Here is a 14793-nt window from a genome sequence, read left to right as displayed (position 1 = left end):
CCCTCGAGGTCACGCCTCGGCCCGAGCCGCGTTGCCGCGTTTGCCGTTCGGTCTGCGGTCGTCAGTGGTCCGCGATCAATCGCGAGCGCGCCACGAGCGCCGCAAGCGCCACGAGAGCGCGGGGATCAGCGGGCGGACGATCCGGCCTCTGCGGCTGCTTCGGCGGCGCCGCGCCCCCAGCGGAACGGTGAGACCGTCGGGTCACCCGCGATCCAGAATCGCCACGGGAACGCCTCCGTTCCCGCGACACCGGCCACCCCGACGCGCGGGCCCGTCAGAACGTCGCGCTCCGGCTCGTCCCGAAGCAGCAGCCGGGCGACGGCGCCGGCGCGCTCGAGCCCGGAAACAGCGTCGATGCCGTCGTGCGCAGGATGCCGCAGACCGACAGCCTCGCCGAGCCTCCCGGGCCCCCGAGCGAGATCCCGGTGGGTCCGAGCCGCAGCCCGCCGCAGCTGGGCGACATCCGCGCCCTCCACGATCTCCGCGGCGCGCAGCAGCACACCGCCGGCAACCCCGGCCGGCCCGCAGACGACGTTGACGCACGAATGGATGCCGTGACTGAGATAGACGTACAGGTGGCCGGGTTCGCCCCACATCGTGGCGTTGCGCGCGGTCTGACCCATGCGCGCGTGCGACCCGGGGTCGGGCAGGTCTCCCGTATCGCGACCGTGATACGCCTCGACCTCCGTCAGCCGCGCGACGACGCGCGCACCGTCGACCGCGACCTCGAGCAGCCCGCCGAGCAGGCGCGGCGCGACCTGCACGGGCAGCGCTGCGAGCTCCTCACGGGCCGCGGGATGGAACCCGGCGCTCACGGCCGCGGCGCGCTCTGGCACCACGAGATGTCGAAACCGGTGAGCGCCGACACCTCCTCGCCGGTGCCGAGGTCGACGATGTGGGTCTGCACGCGTTCAGGCAGCGGTAGCGCATACGCGTCATACGAGTTCGAGACGGCGTCGGGCGCGATGAGGAACGCGGCGTACCGGCTGCTCGGCGACACGCACGTGTGCAGCAGCAGGTCATCCGGCGCGACCGTGAACACGTCGCGGGTCGCACCGTCGGCTCCGACGACGGCAGCCGTCGTCGACAGCACCGTGAACCCGTCGAGCCGCGAGAGCACGCGCAGCGTCTCATCCGCGTTGCCGGGCAACGCCGTGACCGACTGGGTCTCGCCGGCTGCCGCATCCGCGGCGCTCAACGGCCGCTCCTCCGCCGTCGCGAGATCGATCGCGACGAGGCCGGTCGCCCGCTGCACGATGGCTTCCGTCGAGCCGCGGGCGATGCCGTCGATCGTGATCGCATTGCCGAGCGAGACAGGCTCGCCTCCAGCAGCTGAAACGAGCGTCAGGGCCCCGTCGAAGCCGAGCAGCAGCACGGCATCCGTCCCCGGCACGAAGCGCCAGTCGTCGACGCGCGCGTCACCGCCGGCGAACTGCAGCTGCGTGGGCTCATCGTCGGCGCTACCGTCGGCGAGAGACGCGGTGAACAGGGCGCTCTCGAGACCGCCCGCCGACCCGATGCCCGCGTCGGTGTAGGTATAACCGATGAGGTCGCCGCGGTCGGCGGTCTGCAGGTTGGTCACGAACCCGCGACCCGGCAGGCCGAGCTCGCGCGCCCCCTCGCCGTCGCGGTCCGTGACGATCAGCGTCGAGACGCCCTCGTCATCGGCGGTCACGATCGCGAGATGCGTCGACGTGGCGCGGAAGTCCTCGATATGCGGATCCGCGAACACCGGCACCGCGTTCTCACCGTCGATCCCGGTGCGGAAGATGGTGTCTTCGTCGCCGCCGCGCTGCAGGATGTAGGTCTCGAGCGCCGGCGTCGAGAACGACTCCTCGATCGTCGCCGCCGGCCCTCCGCCGAGGCCCTGCACGCCGTCGATCCGCACGGTGTAGTCGGTCTCGTCCCGCAGCGGCAGGGTGAATCGGATGCCGATCTGCCGCCCCGATGTGTCGACGGTGAAGTCCGCGGCCGGCGCGATGTGCACCTGCGCCGGATCGATCTCCTCGAGCGACTGGGTCGTCGTGACGATCAGCCGCGACCCCGCCGATTCGGTCCCGGCCCCGGGGTCGACGCTCGTCGCCGTCGCCCGCGGCCCCTGAACGGTCGTCAGCACGCCGCTCGCTCCGCCGACGAGCGCGAGCGCGCCGATCACCGCCGCCATCGCGACGACGAAGCGCCGCGATCGGCGCTCCTGCGTGCGCGCGCGGCGCGAGACCCCGGCCCGTCGATCAGTACTCATAGGGGTCCTCGGGCTCGCCGACGGACTGCACGCCCGTGGCCTCGACGACGAGCGCGCCGTCCCGGTCGCGGATCACGCCGGTGACGGTGACCCACTCCCCCGTCGCGGGGATGTCGGCTGCGTCGCCGATGGGGATGCTGGCGGGCTGCGCGTCGATGACGCAGTGGGTGATCACGAGCCGCGTCAGCCCGAAGCCTCCCGCGCTCGACGGAGTCACGAAGCCCGTCAGGCTGATCTCGTCGCCCTCGAAGGCCTCCGGATTCGTCGCCGTCGCGAAGACGCTCGCCCACTCGCCGACGCCGAACGACGAGGTGTCACCGGTCGTCGCGAGCGCGACCGTGTCGGCGCCCTGGAACAGCGGCGGCGTCCCCGTGTCGCGCGATATCGCGAGCTCGGCCGACAGGGTCGCCGGCGGCGTCACGAGGACGACCGCGACGATGCCGGTCGCGAGCAGCCCACCGGTTCCCGCAGCCGCGGACCCCAGCACGAGCCGCCAGTCGGGGCGCGGACGCACCGGTGCGACCGCGGCGCCGGGCGCACTGGTGTCACCGGCGAGAGCAGCGGCGTCGGCGAGCGACGCGGCGCGGGCGGCGCGACGGGAGGTCGGCACCGCATCCGTCGGCATGTGTTCGTGCTCGTGCGAGTGCTCGCGTCCGTGCCCGTGCAGCTCGCCGTGGTCGTGCCCGTGATCGGCCTCGGCGCCGAGCGGCAGCGCGAAGCTCACGACGGCTCCGATGAGGCCGAGCACCGACATGCCGACGGCGAACCAGGCCGACTCGGGGTTGATGTAGAGCCCGATACGGCCCGTGGCGGCGAGAGCGACGGTGATCGCGGCGAGCGCGGCGGCGAGCCCGACGCCGAAGAGCCGGGTCAGCAGGGCCGATGACTTAGGCAAGGAGGTTCACCATCCCTCCGACGGCGATCGCGAAGAGGACGACGATCACGACGAGCGCGACGAGCACCCGCGAGCGGAACGTCGTGCGCATGAGCGCGAGCATCTTCACATCGACGAGCGGGCCGACGAGGAGGAACGCCACGATCGAGCCGGGCGTGAAGGTCGAGGCGAACGACAGGGCGAAGAACGAGTCGACGTTCGAGCAGATCGACACGATCATCGCGAGCAGGATCATCGCGAGGATCGACAGGGCCGGGTTCGACCCGATCGCGAGCAGCGTGTCGCGCGGCACCAGCACCTGGACGGCGCCCGCGATCGCCGAGCCGAGGATCAGCGCCGGCATCACGGCCCGCAGTTCGACCACGAACTGGGCGAGGCTCCGGCGGCCCTTCCCGCCCGGGTCCTCGGCCGCGAGCTCGCAGGCCGCGAGGAACCGATCGGTCAGCAGGCCGTCGGGATCGGGATGCCGCGAGTACAGCCACCCGATGAGGTTCGCGACGGCGTACCCGCCGAGAAGCCGGGCGATGAGGATGCCGTCGTCGAATCCGAACGCCTGGTGGGTCGTGATGATGACGATGGGGTTCACGATCGGCGCCGCGATGAGGAAGGTCATCGTCTCGGGCACCGAGAAACCGCGGATCATGAGGCCGCGCGCGAACGGCAGGTTGCCGCACTCGCAGACGGGGATGAGCATTCCCAGCAGCGAGAGCACGGCGCGGCGAGCCCACGCCCGGCGCGGCATCCAGCGCTCGATGACTCCCGGCGGCACCCACACCTGCACGATGATCGATAGCGCGACACCGAGCAGGACGAACGGCAGCGACTCGATGAGCACGCTGAGCCCGAGGGTGACCCCGTCTTGCGCACGCGTGGGCAGCGCGGGCCCGGGGGTGAGCGCGGCCAGGGCGACGAGGGCGACGACGACGGCCGCACCGATCCCGAGCGCGACGGCGGAACGCGTCGCGGGAGAGGGCGCGAGCCGTGCGGTCTTAGGCCCCGCCACGCTTCTCATCGGCTCGGGCCGCGGAGCACGCGGCGCAGACGCCGAAGATGTCGACGATGTGCTCGGCCTGCGTGAAACCGTTGGCGGCGGCGGTGCGGTGCGCCCACTCCTCGACATCCGTCGCCTGGATCTCGACGGTCAGACCGCAGGACCGGCAGATGAGGTGGTGGTGGTGACCGTCGCTCGAGCAGGCGCGGTAGATGGCCTCGCCATCGGGGCTCTGGAGCTGATCGGCCTCACCCGAGGCGGCCAGGGTCGCGAGGGCACGGTAGACCGTCGCCAACCCGATGCCGGTTTTGTCGTCGCGCAGCGACGCGTGGAGATCCTGGGCCGAGACGAACCCGCGGGCGTCGGACAGCGCCGTGCGCACGCGCTCGCGCTGCCAGGTGTTCCGCTGAGCCATGGCGGCGAGTCTACTCGGCGCGCCTCAGGGTCGGCTGGGTGCGCAGCACCCGCCCGCGGCGCGCGCCGACGATGCGGCACACCACGTAGATCATGAACGAGATGGTCGTGATGTAGGGGCTGACCGGCAGCGTTCCCGCGACCGCCAGCAGGATGCCGCCGACGGCGGAGACGACGCCGAACAGGGCTGCGAGCAGCGGAACGGCGAGGGACCCCGTCGCGACCCGCACGGCCGCGGCGGCGGGCGTGACGAGCAGCGCCATCACGAGGAGTGCGCCGATGATGTGCACCGCGACGGCGACGATGAGGCCGAGCAGCAGCATGAACCCGAGCGAGACGGCGACCGTCGGCACACCGCGCGCCGCGGCCGACTGCGGGTCGAGCGAGTCGAAGCGCAGCGGACGCCAGATCAGCAGCAGGGCGATGAGCACGAACGCGCCGATGCCGATGAGCCACCCCAGCTGACCGGACTGCACCGACACGATCTGGCCGGTCAGCAGGCTGAACCGGTTGGCGCTGCGGCCGTCGTAGAGCGAGAGGAACAGGATGCCGAGCCCCAGACCGAACGGCATGAGCACGCCGATGATCGAGTTGCGATCGCGGGCGCGCGACCCGAGCCACCCGATGAGGGCGGCGGCGATCATCGACCCGACGATTGATCCCGTCACCACATCGACGCCGATGAGGAGCGCGGCGGCGGCTCCCGCGAAAGAGAGCTCGCTGATGCCGTGGACGGCGAAGGCCATGTCGCGCTGCAGCACGAAGACCCCGATGAGCCCACCGACGAGCCCGAGGACGGCTCCGGCCCAGACCGAGTTCTGCACGAGCGCGAGGATGTCGCCGTAGACGGGGAGGCCGCCGAACATCGCGTCCCAGACGTCGGCCCAGTTCATGCGTGGTCTCCGTGGTCGTGGTGGTGGTGCGACGCGTCGGCGTCAGGGGCCCCGACGACGACCAGCCGGTCGCCCGCCCGCAGCACGAAGACCGGCGCGCCGTACAGGTCGGTGAGCACGGGCGAGGTCAGCACCTCCTTCGGGGTGCCGAGCGTGAAGCGGCCGTTCGCGATGTAGAGGATGCGGTCGACCTTGCCGAGCACCGGGTTGATGTCGTGGGTCACGAGCAGCACCCCGGCGCCCGAGCGCCGATGCTGATCGATGAGCCCGACGACGGCCTGCTGGTTCGCCAGGTCGAGGCTCGTCAGCGGCTCGTCGCACAGCAGGAGCTGCGGGTCGTCGGCCAGAGCCTGGCCGACGCGCAGGCGTTGCTGCTCGCCTCCCGACAGCACCCCCACGGGGCGATCGGCGAAGGACGCCGCTCCGACGCCGTCGAGCAGGCGATCGACGCGCTCGCGGTCGCGCTTCCGCGGGAGCGGCAGACCGAAGCGGTGACCGTCGACGCCGAGGGCGACGAGGTCGCGGGCGCGCAGCGCGGTGTCGCGCGGCAGGGGCCGCGCCTGCGGCAGGTAGCCGATCGATCGGTTGCCCTTGTGCTTGACGGGCCGGCCGAGCGCCGTGATCGACCCTTCGCTCAGACGCTCGAGACCGAGGATCGCGCGCAGCAGCGTCGTCTTGCCCGAACCGCTCGGACCGAGGACCGCGATGAGCTCGCCCGGCTCGACGGTGAGGTCGAGACCGCTCCACAGCTCGCGGCCCGAACGCCGCAGCGCGGCACCACGGATATCGAGCAGGCTCACCGGGTCAGCGTACCCGCCTAACCGATGACGATGAGCGGTCGATAGAGGCATCCAGGAGTCCACGGACGGACTCCGGGAGCCCAGGACGGGCTCCCGCTCATCCCAATCACGGAGGAATGAACCATGGGAATGCAGATCGCCACCAACGTGGGCGCGCTCAACGCCTACCGCAACCTGTCCAGCACGCAGAACGATGTGTCGAAGTCGCTCGAGAAGCTCTCGAGCGGTCTGCGCATCAACCGCGCCGCGGACGACGCCGCCGGCCTCGCGATCTCGGAGGGCCTGAAGTCTCAGGTCAACGGGCTCAACGTGGCTTCGCGCAACGCTCAGGACGGCATCTCGGTCATCCAGACCGCGGAAGGTGCCCTGACGGAGGTCCACTCGATCCTCCAGCGAGTGCGCGACCTGGCTGTTCAGGCCGGAAACGACTCGAACAACCCGGCCTCGCGCAACGCGATCACCGACGAGGCGACCAAGCTGACCGCCGAGCTCGGCCGCATCGCGGAGTCGACGAACTTCAACGGCATCAGCCTGCTGAAGGGCGACGGCACCAAGGCGTTGTCGTTCCAGATCGGTGCCGACGGAGACTCGTCGTCGCAGATCAGCGTGACGCTCGGCGACCTCAAGTCGGCCCTGGCCGGCGTGGTCGACCTCACCTACGGCGTTACCGCCAGCAACGGTCCCGACGGTGTCGCCGGTGGCGGCGACGATGTCGCCGCTGTGGCCGCGGCTGCCGCCATCGAGGTGAAGTTCGATTCCGCCGAGAACGCGGCGTCGGCGATCACCGCCATCGACAAGGCGATCACGGCGGTGTCGTCGCAGCGTGCCGGTCTGGGTGCTGCGCAGAACCGCTTCGAGTCGGCCATCAACAGCCTGAACGTGTCGGCGGAGAACCTGTCGGCGGCCAACAGCCGCATCCGCGACACCGACATGGCGGCCGAGATGGTCAAGTACACCGCGGCGAACATCCTGTCGCAGGCGGGCACCGCCATGCTCGCGCAGGCGAACCAGGCCAACCAGGGCGTGCTCCAGCTGCTCCGGTAAGCCTCGCGACGGTGGGTCCTGCGCCGCCCGACGCAGGACCCATCGCCGTCGCGGGCGCACCGCGGGAACGCGCCTGAGAACCACACGAGGAACCCGATGACATCCCCCCGAACCCTGACGCCCGGTCTCCCCTTCCTGTGGGAGCGGGCTCGACGCGTCAACCCGAGCAGCCTCGTCGCCCGCGCGCGGCGGGCCGGACAGCGGCACGGCCGCAGCACGCTCGGCGTCGTCGTCGACATGCTCTGGCAGGCCGGGGCGCGGGGCGTCGGGTTCCAGGACTACATCGACTACGACTTCGCCATGCTTACCCGTGCTGAGCGCGCGACCTACATGACGAGCCCCGTCTCGCACCGCCTCGCAGTGCGGTTCGACGATCCGGCCTACCGGCACCTCTTCCACGACAAGATCGCCTTCAACGACACCTTCGCCCCGCACCTGCAGCGCGAGTGGCTGGTCGTGACTGCCGACAATGTCGACGACGTGCGCGCCTTCGCACTGCGGCACGGCACGATCGTCACGAAGGAGCCGATGGGACGCGCAGGCCTCGGCGTGCATCGCTACGTCGCCCACGACGTCACCGACTGGACGCTGTTCCACCGCGGACTGCTGGAGCGGGGCGAGACACTCGTCGAAGAGGTCATCCGCCAGCACGACGAGCTCGCGGCCCTCTGCCCCGGCACCGTCAACACCACGCGCGTGACAACCTACTTCGACGGTGAGCGGACGCACGTGCTCGCCATGGCCCAGAAATTCGGCCGGGGCGCGGTGAGCGACCAGAACGCCTTCGGCGGCTTCTACGCAATGCTCGACGAGACCGGCCGCGCCACGGGAGACGGCTACGACTCGAACGACCGCGTGTACCCGACACATCCCGACAGCGGCATCCGCATCGCCGATTTCCGCCTGCCGATGTTCGACGAGGTGCTCGATTTCGTCGACCGACTCGCGCGCGTCGTGCCCCAGGTGCGCTACGTCGGCTGGGACATCGCGGTCTCCCCGACCGGCCCCGTGCTCGTCGAGGGCAACTGGGCGGCGGGCGTCTACGAGAACAAGCCGAGCGCGACCGGCATCCGCACGGGACACAAGCCGCGCTATCTCGCGGCGATCGATGCGGATGCCGCCGGGTCGGCGTCATCGCTTCCGCGGACGGCCGCGGCGCGCGCCGCGGCCTGAGACGGGCCGGGCCGGGGTCAGGCCAGCAGGGCCCGAACGGGCAGGTCCTGCCCCTCGAGGATGACCTGCGCCGCGACGCCGGTGCGCCGGTTGATCACGACGGGGGCGAGGAGATTCACGCCGATGCCCTCGTCCGTCATCCGCGCCACCACGAGCACCCGGGCATCCGCCGGCTCGGACAGTCCCAGGTCGGCGACGTTCGCGTCGGAGAGCGTCGGCGCGTAGTCGTCGATGACGGCCCCCGGATCGACGGCGAACAGCCGCACCCCCGGGTCGTCGGCGGCCGTCAGCGCGTAGAGGCCTCCAGCGCTGTCGACCTCGTCGAGGGAGAACGACGTGTGCGGCGACAGCCCGGGGGGCGGTGTCACGAACTGGAGCGCGGTCATCGGAGGAAGTCCATCAGCGTCGGCTGCATCACCCGCGCGGTGACGGCGAGGGCGGACTGGTAGACGAGCTCCTGCGACTTCAGGGCGACGAGCACCTCGACGGTGTCGATGTCCTCGACCGCCGCGCGCTGCGCCTCGAGGGACACCGTCGCGTCGGCCGCCGCGTCTTTGGCTCGCATGATCTGATTCTGCCTCGCCCCCACCGTGCCCTGCACCCCCAGCATCGCGTTCATACGGTCGTCGATCTGGTCGATGCGGCCGCGCATGTCGGCTCCGCCGCGCAGATCGGCGACGATCGATCCGATCAGGGCGAAGACCGAGTCCTCGCCCGAGCCGAACACCTCCGCGCCGCTCGCGTCGACGCGCACCGTCTCGCCGTCGGCGACGCGTCGGCGCACCTCGCTGCCCGGCACGCCCGCGAACGTGAAGTCGGCTGCGAAGGCGCTGCCCTCGGTGGTGCCGGCGAAGACGGAGCGTCCGAGCAGCGTCGTGTTCGCCTGGGCGAAGAGCTCATCGGCGATGGTCTCGAGCTCGAGCGCGATCGCCTCGCGCGCGTTGGCGTCGAGTGCCCCCGAGTTCGCGCCGCGCAGGGTGAGGTCGCGCGCACGCCCGAGCAGTGACGTCGAGGCCGAGATGGCGTTGTCGACGGTCGTCACCCAGGTGAGGCCGTCGCCGATGTTGCGCGCGTACTGGGCGTTCCGGTGCTGGGCCGCGTGGAGGTCGAGAGCGGCCGACGCGGCGGCGGGGTCGTCGGACGGGGCGGCGAACGCCCGCTGCGAGGTCGCCTGGTTCTGGAGGCGGGACAGGTCGTTCAGGCCCGACTGCAGGTTCCGCAGGGCGGACTGCGCGAGCGTCTGCGATGTGACTCGGCTGATCATGGCGCTCCGGGTGTCAGCGGCCGACGAGGCCGGTGCGGTTGATGAGGATGTCGAGGGCTTCGTCGACGGCGGTGAGCACACGCGCCGCCGCCTGGTAGGCGGTCTGGTACGTCAGCAGACTCATGGTCTCCTCGTCGTTGTCGACGCCGGCGACCGACTGCTGCGCGGCCGCCGCGGCCACCGCCGTCGTCTCGGCGCGCGCGGCCCGTCCCGATTCGGCGGCGGTGGCGACCGCGAGACGCGAGACGACATCGCTCCACCGCGCGTCGGGTCCGTCGGACCGCTTCCCGATGCCCGACAGCGCGTCGGCGTTCCCGCCGTCGAGAGCGCCCGCACCGGGAGCGGCGATTGCCAAGTCGTCGCGGCCGCGGGGTACGACGCTGAGCGCGAGCGCAGCGGGCGTGTCCGCCGCGACGGCGAAGAAGTCACCGCCCGGCACGCCCGACGCGGTCGACCCGAGCCGGTGCTGCGCGTTCACCGTCGTGGCGAGGGATGCCGCGAGGTCGTTGTACGACGCCGCGAGCCCCGCCAGCACTCCGCCGGACTCGGCAGGCGCGAGCACCGACAGGGTGCCGGCCAGCTCGCCGCTGGAGACCCCGACGGGCGGAGCACCGGGCTCGCGCCAGGCGAGCACGACCGGCTCGTCCGCGCCGATGGAGCGGGGACCGATGACCTCGAGCTCGCGGGCTCGCGTGCCCGAGACGAGGGCGTTCCCGTCGACCCTCAGGGTGAGGGTGCCGTCGGACTCCACCGTGCCGACGGCGCCCGAGAGCCGCGAGACGGTCTGCGCGAGCAGGTTCCGCCGGTCGATGAGCTCGTTCGCGGAGCCGCCCGCCACGCCGACCTCGCGGATCCCAGCGTTGAGCTCGGCGATCTCGGCCGCGGCGGCGTTGATCTGATCGACCGTCAGCTCGGCGGCGTCGCGCGCCGACGACCACTGCTCGGCGACGGAGCGGTATCCGTCGGCGATCCGTGCGACGAGCGTCTCACCCCGGGTCACGACGGCGGCGGCAGCCGCCGTGGAGTCGGGAGCGTTCGACAGGTCCTGCCATGCGGTCCACAGCTGCGAGAGCTGGTCGGCCAGGCCGTTCTTGCCCGGCTCGGCGAGCGAGGCCTCGGCGCGCACCGCGGCCTGCGCACGCGCGGACCAGTAGCCGGATGCCGCGAGGGTGTCGCGGACCCGCGCATCGAGCACCGCATCCCCCAGCCGCGCGATCCCGTCGACGGAGACGCCCTGGCCGGCGACCGGTCCGAAGCGCGTCGCGCCCGCCGGCGGCGCGACCGCGGACGTCTCCAGCCGCTGCCGCGTGTATCCGGGCGTCAGCTGGTTGGCGACGTTCTGTCCCGCGAGGTCCATGCCGCGCCGCGCCGCGGCGAGCGCACTCGCGGCCGTCCCCAACCCGCTGAATGTCGACATCTGCGTCCTCACATCTCCCGGTCGACGATGCGCGCGGTGTCCTCGCGGACTCGCCCACCGCCCGTGGTGTACTCGCCCGTGCCGGACTCGAGTCCGGCGAGCGTCTCGTCCACTGCGCGACTGGCTGCGCGCAGGTGCGTCTCGTTCGCCTCTTTCAGCTGCGAGACCTCCGCCATGCGTTCGGTGAGCGCGGCGCGGTGCTCGGCGAAGACATCCCGCCACGTGCCGGTCGGGGCCGAATCGAGCAGCTCCGACAGCGTGGCGGCTTCGGGCACGCCCCACTCGCGCGCGACGGCGGCCACCTCGACGTCGCGGCCGAGGCCCGACTCGCGCAGCTCCTCCAGGACGCGCTCGATCTCGCGCGACGCGAGATGGATCCAGCGCGTGTTCCCGGCCTCGAGCAGCAGGCGCTGCTCCTCGAGTTTGAAGATCAGCATCTCGAGCAGCTCGCGTTCGCGCCACAGCTGCATCGACAGTTCATTAGCTCCCAAGGTGTCCCCCTTACCTGAGCAGCCCCCCATGGACCGCATCGAACGACTCGCTCTTCCGACGAACCGTTCTGAAGCGATCATCCTCGTCTATCGGCCGATGAGTCGATCCCGTTACATCTCCTCAGGATTCCGTATGAGATGTTTCTCATTTTGCTTATGATGGCCTCAGCCGGCGTGACGGCTTCCGCGAATTCGGGCCGCGGAAGCGGGTGCACGCCACGAAAGAGGCCCCCCTTGCACATCCTCGGTCACGCGGAACGCAATCGACTCATCGAAGAGAACCTGCCCCTCGTGGGCTATCTGGCGCGGGATCTGCACTCGCGGGCCACGCACGTGCCGCTGGAGGAGCTGGCGTCGGTCGGCGCCCTCGCCCTCGTGACGGCCGCCGACGCGTTCGACCCCGCCCTCGGTGTCCCCTTCGGCGCGTACGCACGGCGCCGCATCCTCGGCGCGTTCGCCGATGAGATGCGATCGATGGACTGGGCCTCGCGCGGCATCCGCAAGCGCATCAAGGAGACCACGGCCGTCCGCGACACCCTGACCGCTCGCCTCGGCCGTGTCGCCGGCGTCGACGAGATCGCGGCCACGATGGGCCTGCCGCGTGCCGCGGTCGTCGAAGCCCTCGACGACGCGGCGCGCACGGTCACGAGCATCGACGACGCGACGGCGCTCGAGGTGCCGAGCCCGATGGTCCTGCCCGACGAGGCCGCCGTGCTCCGCGAACGGCGCGACGTGCTCGAGCGCGCCGTGGCGGCTCTCCCCGAGCGCATGAGGACCATCGTCCAGGCTGTCTACATCGACGAGCGCCCCGTCAAGGAGATCGCGGCCGAGCTGGGCGTCTCGCACTCCGCCGTCTCGCAGCAGCGTGCCGAAGCCATCCGGCTGCTCCGCGACGCCCTGGAGCGGTTCGCGGCCGAGGAGCAGGCCGAACCCATCTCACGGGTCTCGGTCGAGACGCGCGAGGCGTACTTCGCCCGCATCACCGCGATGGTGCCCCGCAGCGGCCGCGGCGTGGCGCCGGCGGCATCCGTCGCGCTCTGACGCGTCGCGCCGGCTAACGATCCCGCCCGCACGGTCGATAGAGCGAACGGACGGCGCGCACGCGGCCGCACCGACGAACGACAGGACGGGCACATGGCGATCTCGATCGACGGCCTCGCCTCGAAACTCGACACCAAGGCGATCATCGACGCGCTCATGAACGTCGAGCGCCTGCCGCGGACGATCCTCAGCGCCAAGTCCGACGACCGCAAAGCCGTCATCGCCCAGCTGCAGTCACTCAATGCGTCGCTGCAGTCCCTGGCGACGAAGGCGAAGGATGCCGCCGGCCCGACGGCGCTCCTGCAGCGGACGGCGACCAGCTCCGACGACAGCCTCACGGTGACGGCATCCGCGGGGGCCCCGGTCCTGCGCGCCGACGTCGTCGTCGACCGCGTCGCCACCGCCCACAGCGTCGTCACGGGGGCCTTCGGCTCGGCAACGGACGATCCGCTCGTCTTCACGGTGCTCGGCGCCGACGGCAAGCCCGTCGAGGTCCGCCCGACGTCGGGCGCCGCAGCCGACATCGCCCACGCGCTGAGCGCGACCGGCACCGGCATCACCGCGTCGGCGGTGTCGGCGGGCGTCGATGCTGACGGCCAGGCCCTGTGGCGCCTGCAGATCACCGCGACCGAGACGGGCGCCGAGAACACGTTCCAGGTGTTCCGCGGCGACGCGGCAGCGGTCGCGGCAGGCACGGCGAGCGACCTCGCCACGGAACCCGGATCGGCGATCGTGACGGTGGGCGCGGATGCGCAGGTGCGTCTGTGGGCGGGAACCGCCGCCGAGCAGACCGTGACCTCGGCGAGCAACACCTTCAGGTCCCTGTTCGCCGGCGTCGACGTGACGGTGACCCGGGCCGCGGCCACGCCGGTCTCGGTCACCGTGGCCGCGGACGCCGATGGCAGCGCGGCCGCCGCGAAGGCGTTCGTCACCCAGATCGGCACGCTGCTGGCTGGCATCGCCCGCGGGTCCACCGCCACGGCCGCCACGACCCCGGGCCAGCAGACGACCCTCGGCGTGTTCACGGGTGACAGCACCGTGCGCGCGCTCCACCAGGCGCTCACCGGCGCCGTGCAGCTGCCGCTCGACGGGGTCGCCCCCTCGACGATGGGCCTGAGCGTCGACCGGTGGGGCGCGCTGACCTTCGACGAGGACGCGTTCACGAAAGCCCTCGCCGACGACCCCGCCGGCGTGCAGCAGGTCTTCGCGGGGGTCGCGGCGCGGGTTCAGGATGTCGCCGAGCGCTACTCCGACAAGTACGAGGGCCTGCTCACGGCCCGCATCACGGGGCAGGAGTCCGAGGTGAAGATGCTCGGCGAGCAGCTGGCGCGCTGGGACCTGCGGCTCGAGCAGCGGCGAGCGACACTCGAACGCACGTACGCCGCAATGGAGACGATGCTCTCGCGGCTGCAGACCCAGTCGTCGTACCTCGAGTCGCAGCTGTCGGCCCTGTCGGGAACGGCGAAGAAGTGAACGCCGCCCTCCGCGCGCAGCAGCGCTACCGCGAAGAGACGATCCTCTCGGCGAGCCCGTCGCGCCTCGTCACGCTCCTGTTCGACCGGCTGCTCCTCGACGTCGAACGCGGAGAGGCGGCGCAGCGGTCGGGAGACTGGCAGACGGCCAACGATCAGCTGCAGCACGCGCAGCGGATCCTCGTCGAGCTGACCGGCTCGCTCGACGACAGCTGGAGCGGATCGGCGGCGCTCCGGGCCGTCTACGACTACATCACCCGCACGCTCATCGGGGCCAACATCGGCCGCGATCCCGAGCGCACCCGCGAATGCCGCGATCTCATCGCTCCCCTGCGCGAGGCGTGGCACGGCGCGGCGGAAGCGGCGCCCGCGTGACCTGGTCCGACCTGCTCGACGGGCTCGAGGCGGAGCTCGCTGCAGAAACCTCCCCGGCTCAGCCGTGGCACGCGCCCGCGAATCTCGGCCCGATCCCGGCGCACCTCGAAGAGCGGGCCCGGGCGATCCTGCGCGCGCAGGCCGATCGCGCGCGGGCGTTGCGCGCCGAACGGGACGCCCTTCGCGGACACCTCGACGCTCTCGATCGCATCCCGCAGTCACAGCCGGACGCCGTCTACCTCGACGTCGACGGCTGACCGGGCGCGCGGATCGCCGGATGC

Annotated in this window: 17 protein-coding genes; 6 read left to right on the top strand and 11 right to left on the bottom strand. The window is 71.6% G+C overall.

All coding sequences use genetic code 11. The features are described from left to right. Positions 1 to 125: 125 nt before the first annotated feature. From ACI2K6_RS10020 to ACI2K6_RS09990, 7 genes are read right to left on the bottom strand one after another with little or no spacing between them, the layout of a single operon-like run. Positions 126 to 839 (bottom strand): DNA-3-methyladenine glycosylase, encoded by a 714-nt coding sequence (locus ACI2K6_RS10020; RefSeq protein ID WP_404568508.1) that lies wholly within the window; start codon positions 837 to 839, stop codon positions 126 to 128. Then, positions 812 to 2242, bottom strand: a complete 1431-nt coding sequence (locus tag ACI2K6_RS10015) for a hypothetical protein (RefSeq protein ID WP_404568507.1) — start codon at positions 2240 to 2242, stop codon at positions 812 to 814. Before ACI2K6_RS10015 ends, ACI2K6_RS10020 begins: the two co-directional genes overlap by 28 nt. After that, positions 2232 to 3137 carry a DUF1980 domain-containing protein gene (locus tag ACI2K6_RS10010; RefSeq protein ID WP_404568506.1) on the bottom strand — a complete coding sequence of 302 codons (906 nt, stop codon included), beginning with the start codon at positions 3135 to 3137 and terminating at the stop codon, positions 2232 to 2234. The genes ACI2K6_RS10015 and ACI2K6_RS10010 overlap by 11 nt, the downstream gene beginning before the upstream one ends. Beyond that, entirely contained in the window at positions 3130 to 4149 is a 1020-nt protein-coding gene (locus ACI2K6_RS10005) for a permease (protein ID WP_112615189.1), read from the bottom strand. Before ACI2K6_RS10005 ends, ACI2K6_RS10010 begins: the two co-directional genes overlap by 8 nt. Further along, positions 4127 to 4543, bottom strand: a complete 417-nt coding sequence (locus ACI2K6_RS10000) for a Fur family transcriptional regulator (protein ID WP_404568505.1) — start codon at positions 4541 to 4543, stop codon at positions 4127 to 4129. The genes ACI2K6_RS10005 and ACI2K6_RS10000 overlap by 23 nt, the downstream gene beginning before the upstream one ends. 10 nt (positions 4544 to 4553) lie before the next feature. After that, positions 4554 to 5435, bottom strand: coding sequence for a metal ABC transporter permease (locus tag ACI2K6_RS09995; protein WP_354451865.1), 882 nt, complete (start codon positions 5433 to 5435; stop codon positions 4554 to 4556). Then, the gene (locus ACI2K6_RS09990; protein ID WP_114588855.1) at positions 5432 to 6286 is read right to left on the bottom strand and encodes a metal ABC transporter ATP-binding protein; all 855 of its coding nucleotides are present in this window, start codon (positions 6284 to 6286) and stop codon (positions 5432 to 5434) included. The genes ACI2K6_RS09995 and ACI2K6_RS09990 overlap by 4 nt, the downstream gene beginning before the upstream one ends. A gap of 72 nt (positions 6287 to 6358) precedes the next feature. On the opposite strand from ACI2K6_RS09990, the gene ACI2K6_RS09985 reads away from it, so the two are divergent. Both ACI2K6_RS09985 and ACI2K6_RS09980 read left to right on the top strand, forming a co-directional pair. Beyond that, entirely contained in the window at positions 6359 to 7279 is a 921-nt protein-coding gene (locus ACI2K6_RS09985) for a flagellin (RefSeq protein WP_404568504.1), read from the top strand. Between the two features lie 96 nt (positions 7280 to 7375). Beyond that, the gene (locus tag ACI2K6_RS09980) at positions 7376 to 8452 is read left to right on the top strand and encodes a sugar-transfer associated ATP-grasp domain-containing protein (RefSeq protein ID WP_404568503.1); all 1077 of its coding nucleotides are present in this window, start codon (positions 7376 to 7378) and stop codon (positions 8450 to 8452) included. Between the two features lie 17 nt (positions 8453 to 8469). Here ACI2K6_RS09980 and ACI2K6_RS09975 read toward each other — a convergent pair whose 3' ends face one another. Genes ACI2K6_RS09975 through flgN form a run of 4 tightly spaced genes read right to left on the bottom strand, consistent with a single transcriptional unit; the run spans position 8470 to position 11624 of the window. Continuing rightward, positions 8470 to 8838, bottom strand: coding sequence for a flagellar assembly protein FliW (locus tag ACI2K6_RS09975; protein ID WP_112615199.1), 369 nt, complete (start codon positions 8836 to 8838; stop codon positions 8470 to 8472). Further along, positions 8835 to 9716 (bottom strand): flagellin, encoded by an 882-nt coding sequence (locus tag ACI2K6_RS09970; protein WP_112615201.1) that lies wholly within the window; start codon positions 9714 to 9716, stop codon positions 8835 to 8837. Before ACI2K6_RS09970 ends, ACI2K6_RS09975 begins: the two co-directional genes overlap by 4 nt. A gap of 13 nt (positions 9717 to 9729) precedes the next feature. Then, positions 9730 to 11133, bottom strand: a complete 1404-nt coding sequence (gene flgK / locus ACI2K6_RS09965) for a flagellar hook-associated protein FlgK (protein WP_282501677.1) — start codon at positions 11131 to 11133, stop codon at positions 9730 to 9732. 8 nt (positions 11134 to 11141) lie between these two features. Then, positions 11142 to 11624 carry a flagellar export chaperone FlgN gene (gene flgN / locus ACI2K6_RS09960; RefSeq protein ID WP_036304750.1) on the bottom strand — a complete coding sequence of 161 codons (483 nt, stop codon included), beginning with the start codon at positions 11622 to 11624 and terminating at the stop codon, positions 11142 to 11144. Positions 11625 to 11864: 240 nt separating this feature from the next. On the opposite strand from flgN, the gene ACI2K6_RS09955 reads away from it, so the two are divergent. The 4 genes from ACI2K6_RS09955 to ACI2K6_RS09940 all read left to right on the top strand — a co-directional run bounded on the left by ACI2K6_RS09955 (position 11865) and on the right by ACI2K6_RS09940 (position 14769). After that, complete coding sequence (locus ACI2K6_RS09955; protein WP_404568586.1) at positions 11865 to 12665, top strand: sigma-70 family RNA polymerase sigma factor; 801 nt, start codon at positions 11865 to 11867, stop codon at positions 12663 to 12665. Between the two features lie 93 nt (positions 12666 to 12758). After that, positions 12759 to 14138, top strand: coding sequence for a flagellar filament capping protein FliD (gene fliD, locus ACI2K6_RS09950; protein ID WP_404568502.1), 1380 nt, complete (start codon positions 12759 to 12761; stop codon positions 14136 to 14138). Continuing rightward, positions 14135 to 14512: a flagellar export chaperone FliS gene (gene fliS, locus ACI2K6_RS09945; RefSeq protein WP_274179487.1), complete on the top strand. Its 378-nt coding sequence runs from the start codon at positions 14135 to 14137 to the stop codon at positions 14510 to 14512. The genes fliD and fliS overlap by 4 nt, the downstream gene beginning before the upstream one ends. After that, positions 14509 to 14769, top strand: coding sequence for a hypothetical protein (locus tag ACI2K6_RS09940; RefSeq protein ID WP_404568501.1), 261 nt, complete (start codon positions 14509 to 14511; stop codon positions 14767 to 14769). The genes fliS and ACI2K6_RS09940 overlap by 4 nt, the downstream gene beginning before the upstream one ends. Positions 14770 to 14793 lie beyond the last annotated feature (24 nt).

It is taken from the genome of Microbacterium sp. NPDC006705 (assembly GCF_044903545.1).
In the GTDB taxonomy this organism is placed as follows: Bacteria; Actinomycetota; Actinomycetes; order Actinomycetales; family Microbacteriaceae; genus Microbacterium; species Microbacterium plantarum.
Note: the sequence above shows the minus strand (reverse complement) of the source record. Positions and strands in the feature narration are given on the sequence as shown.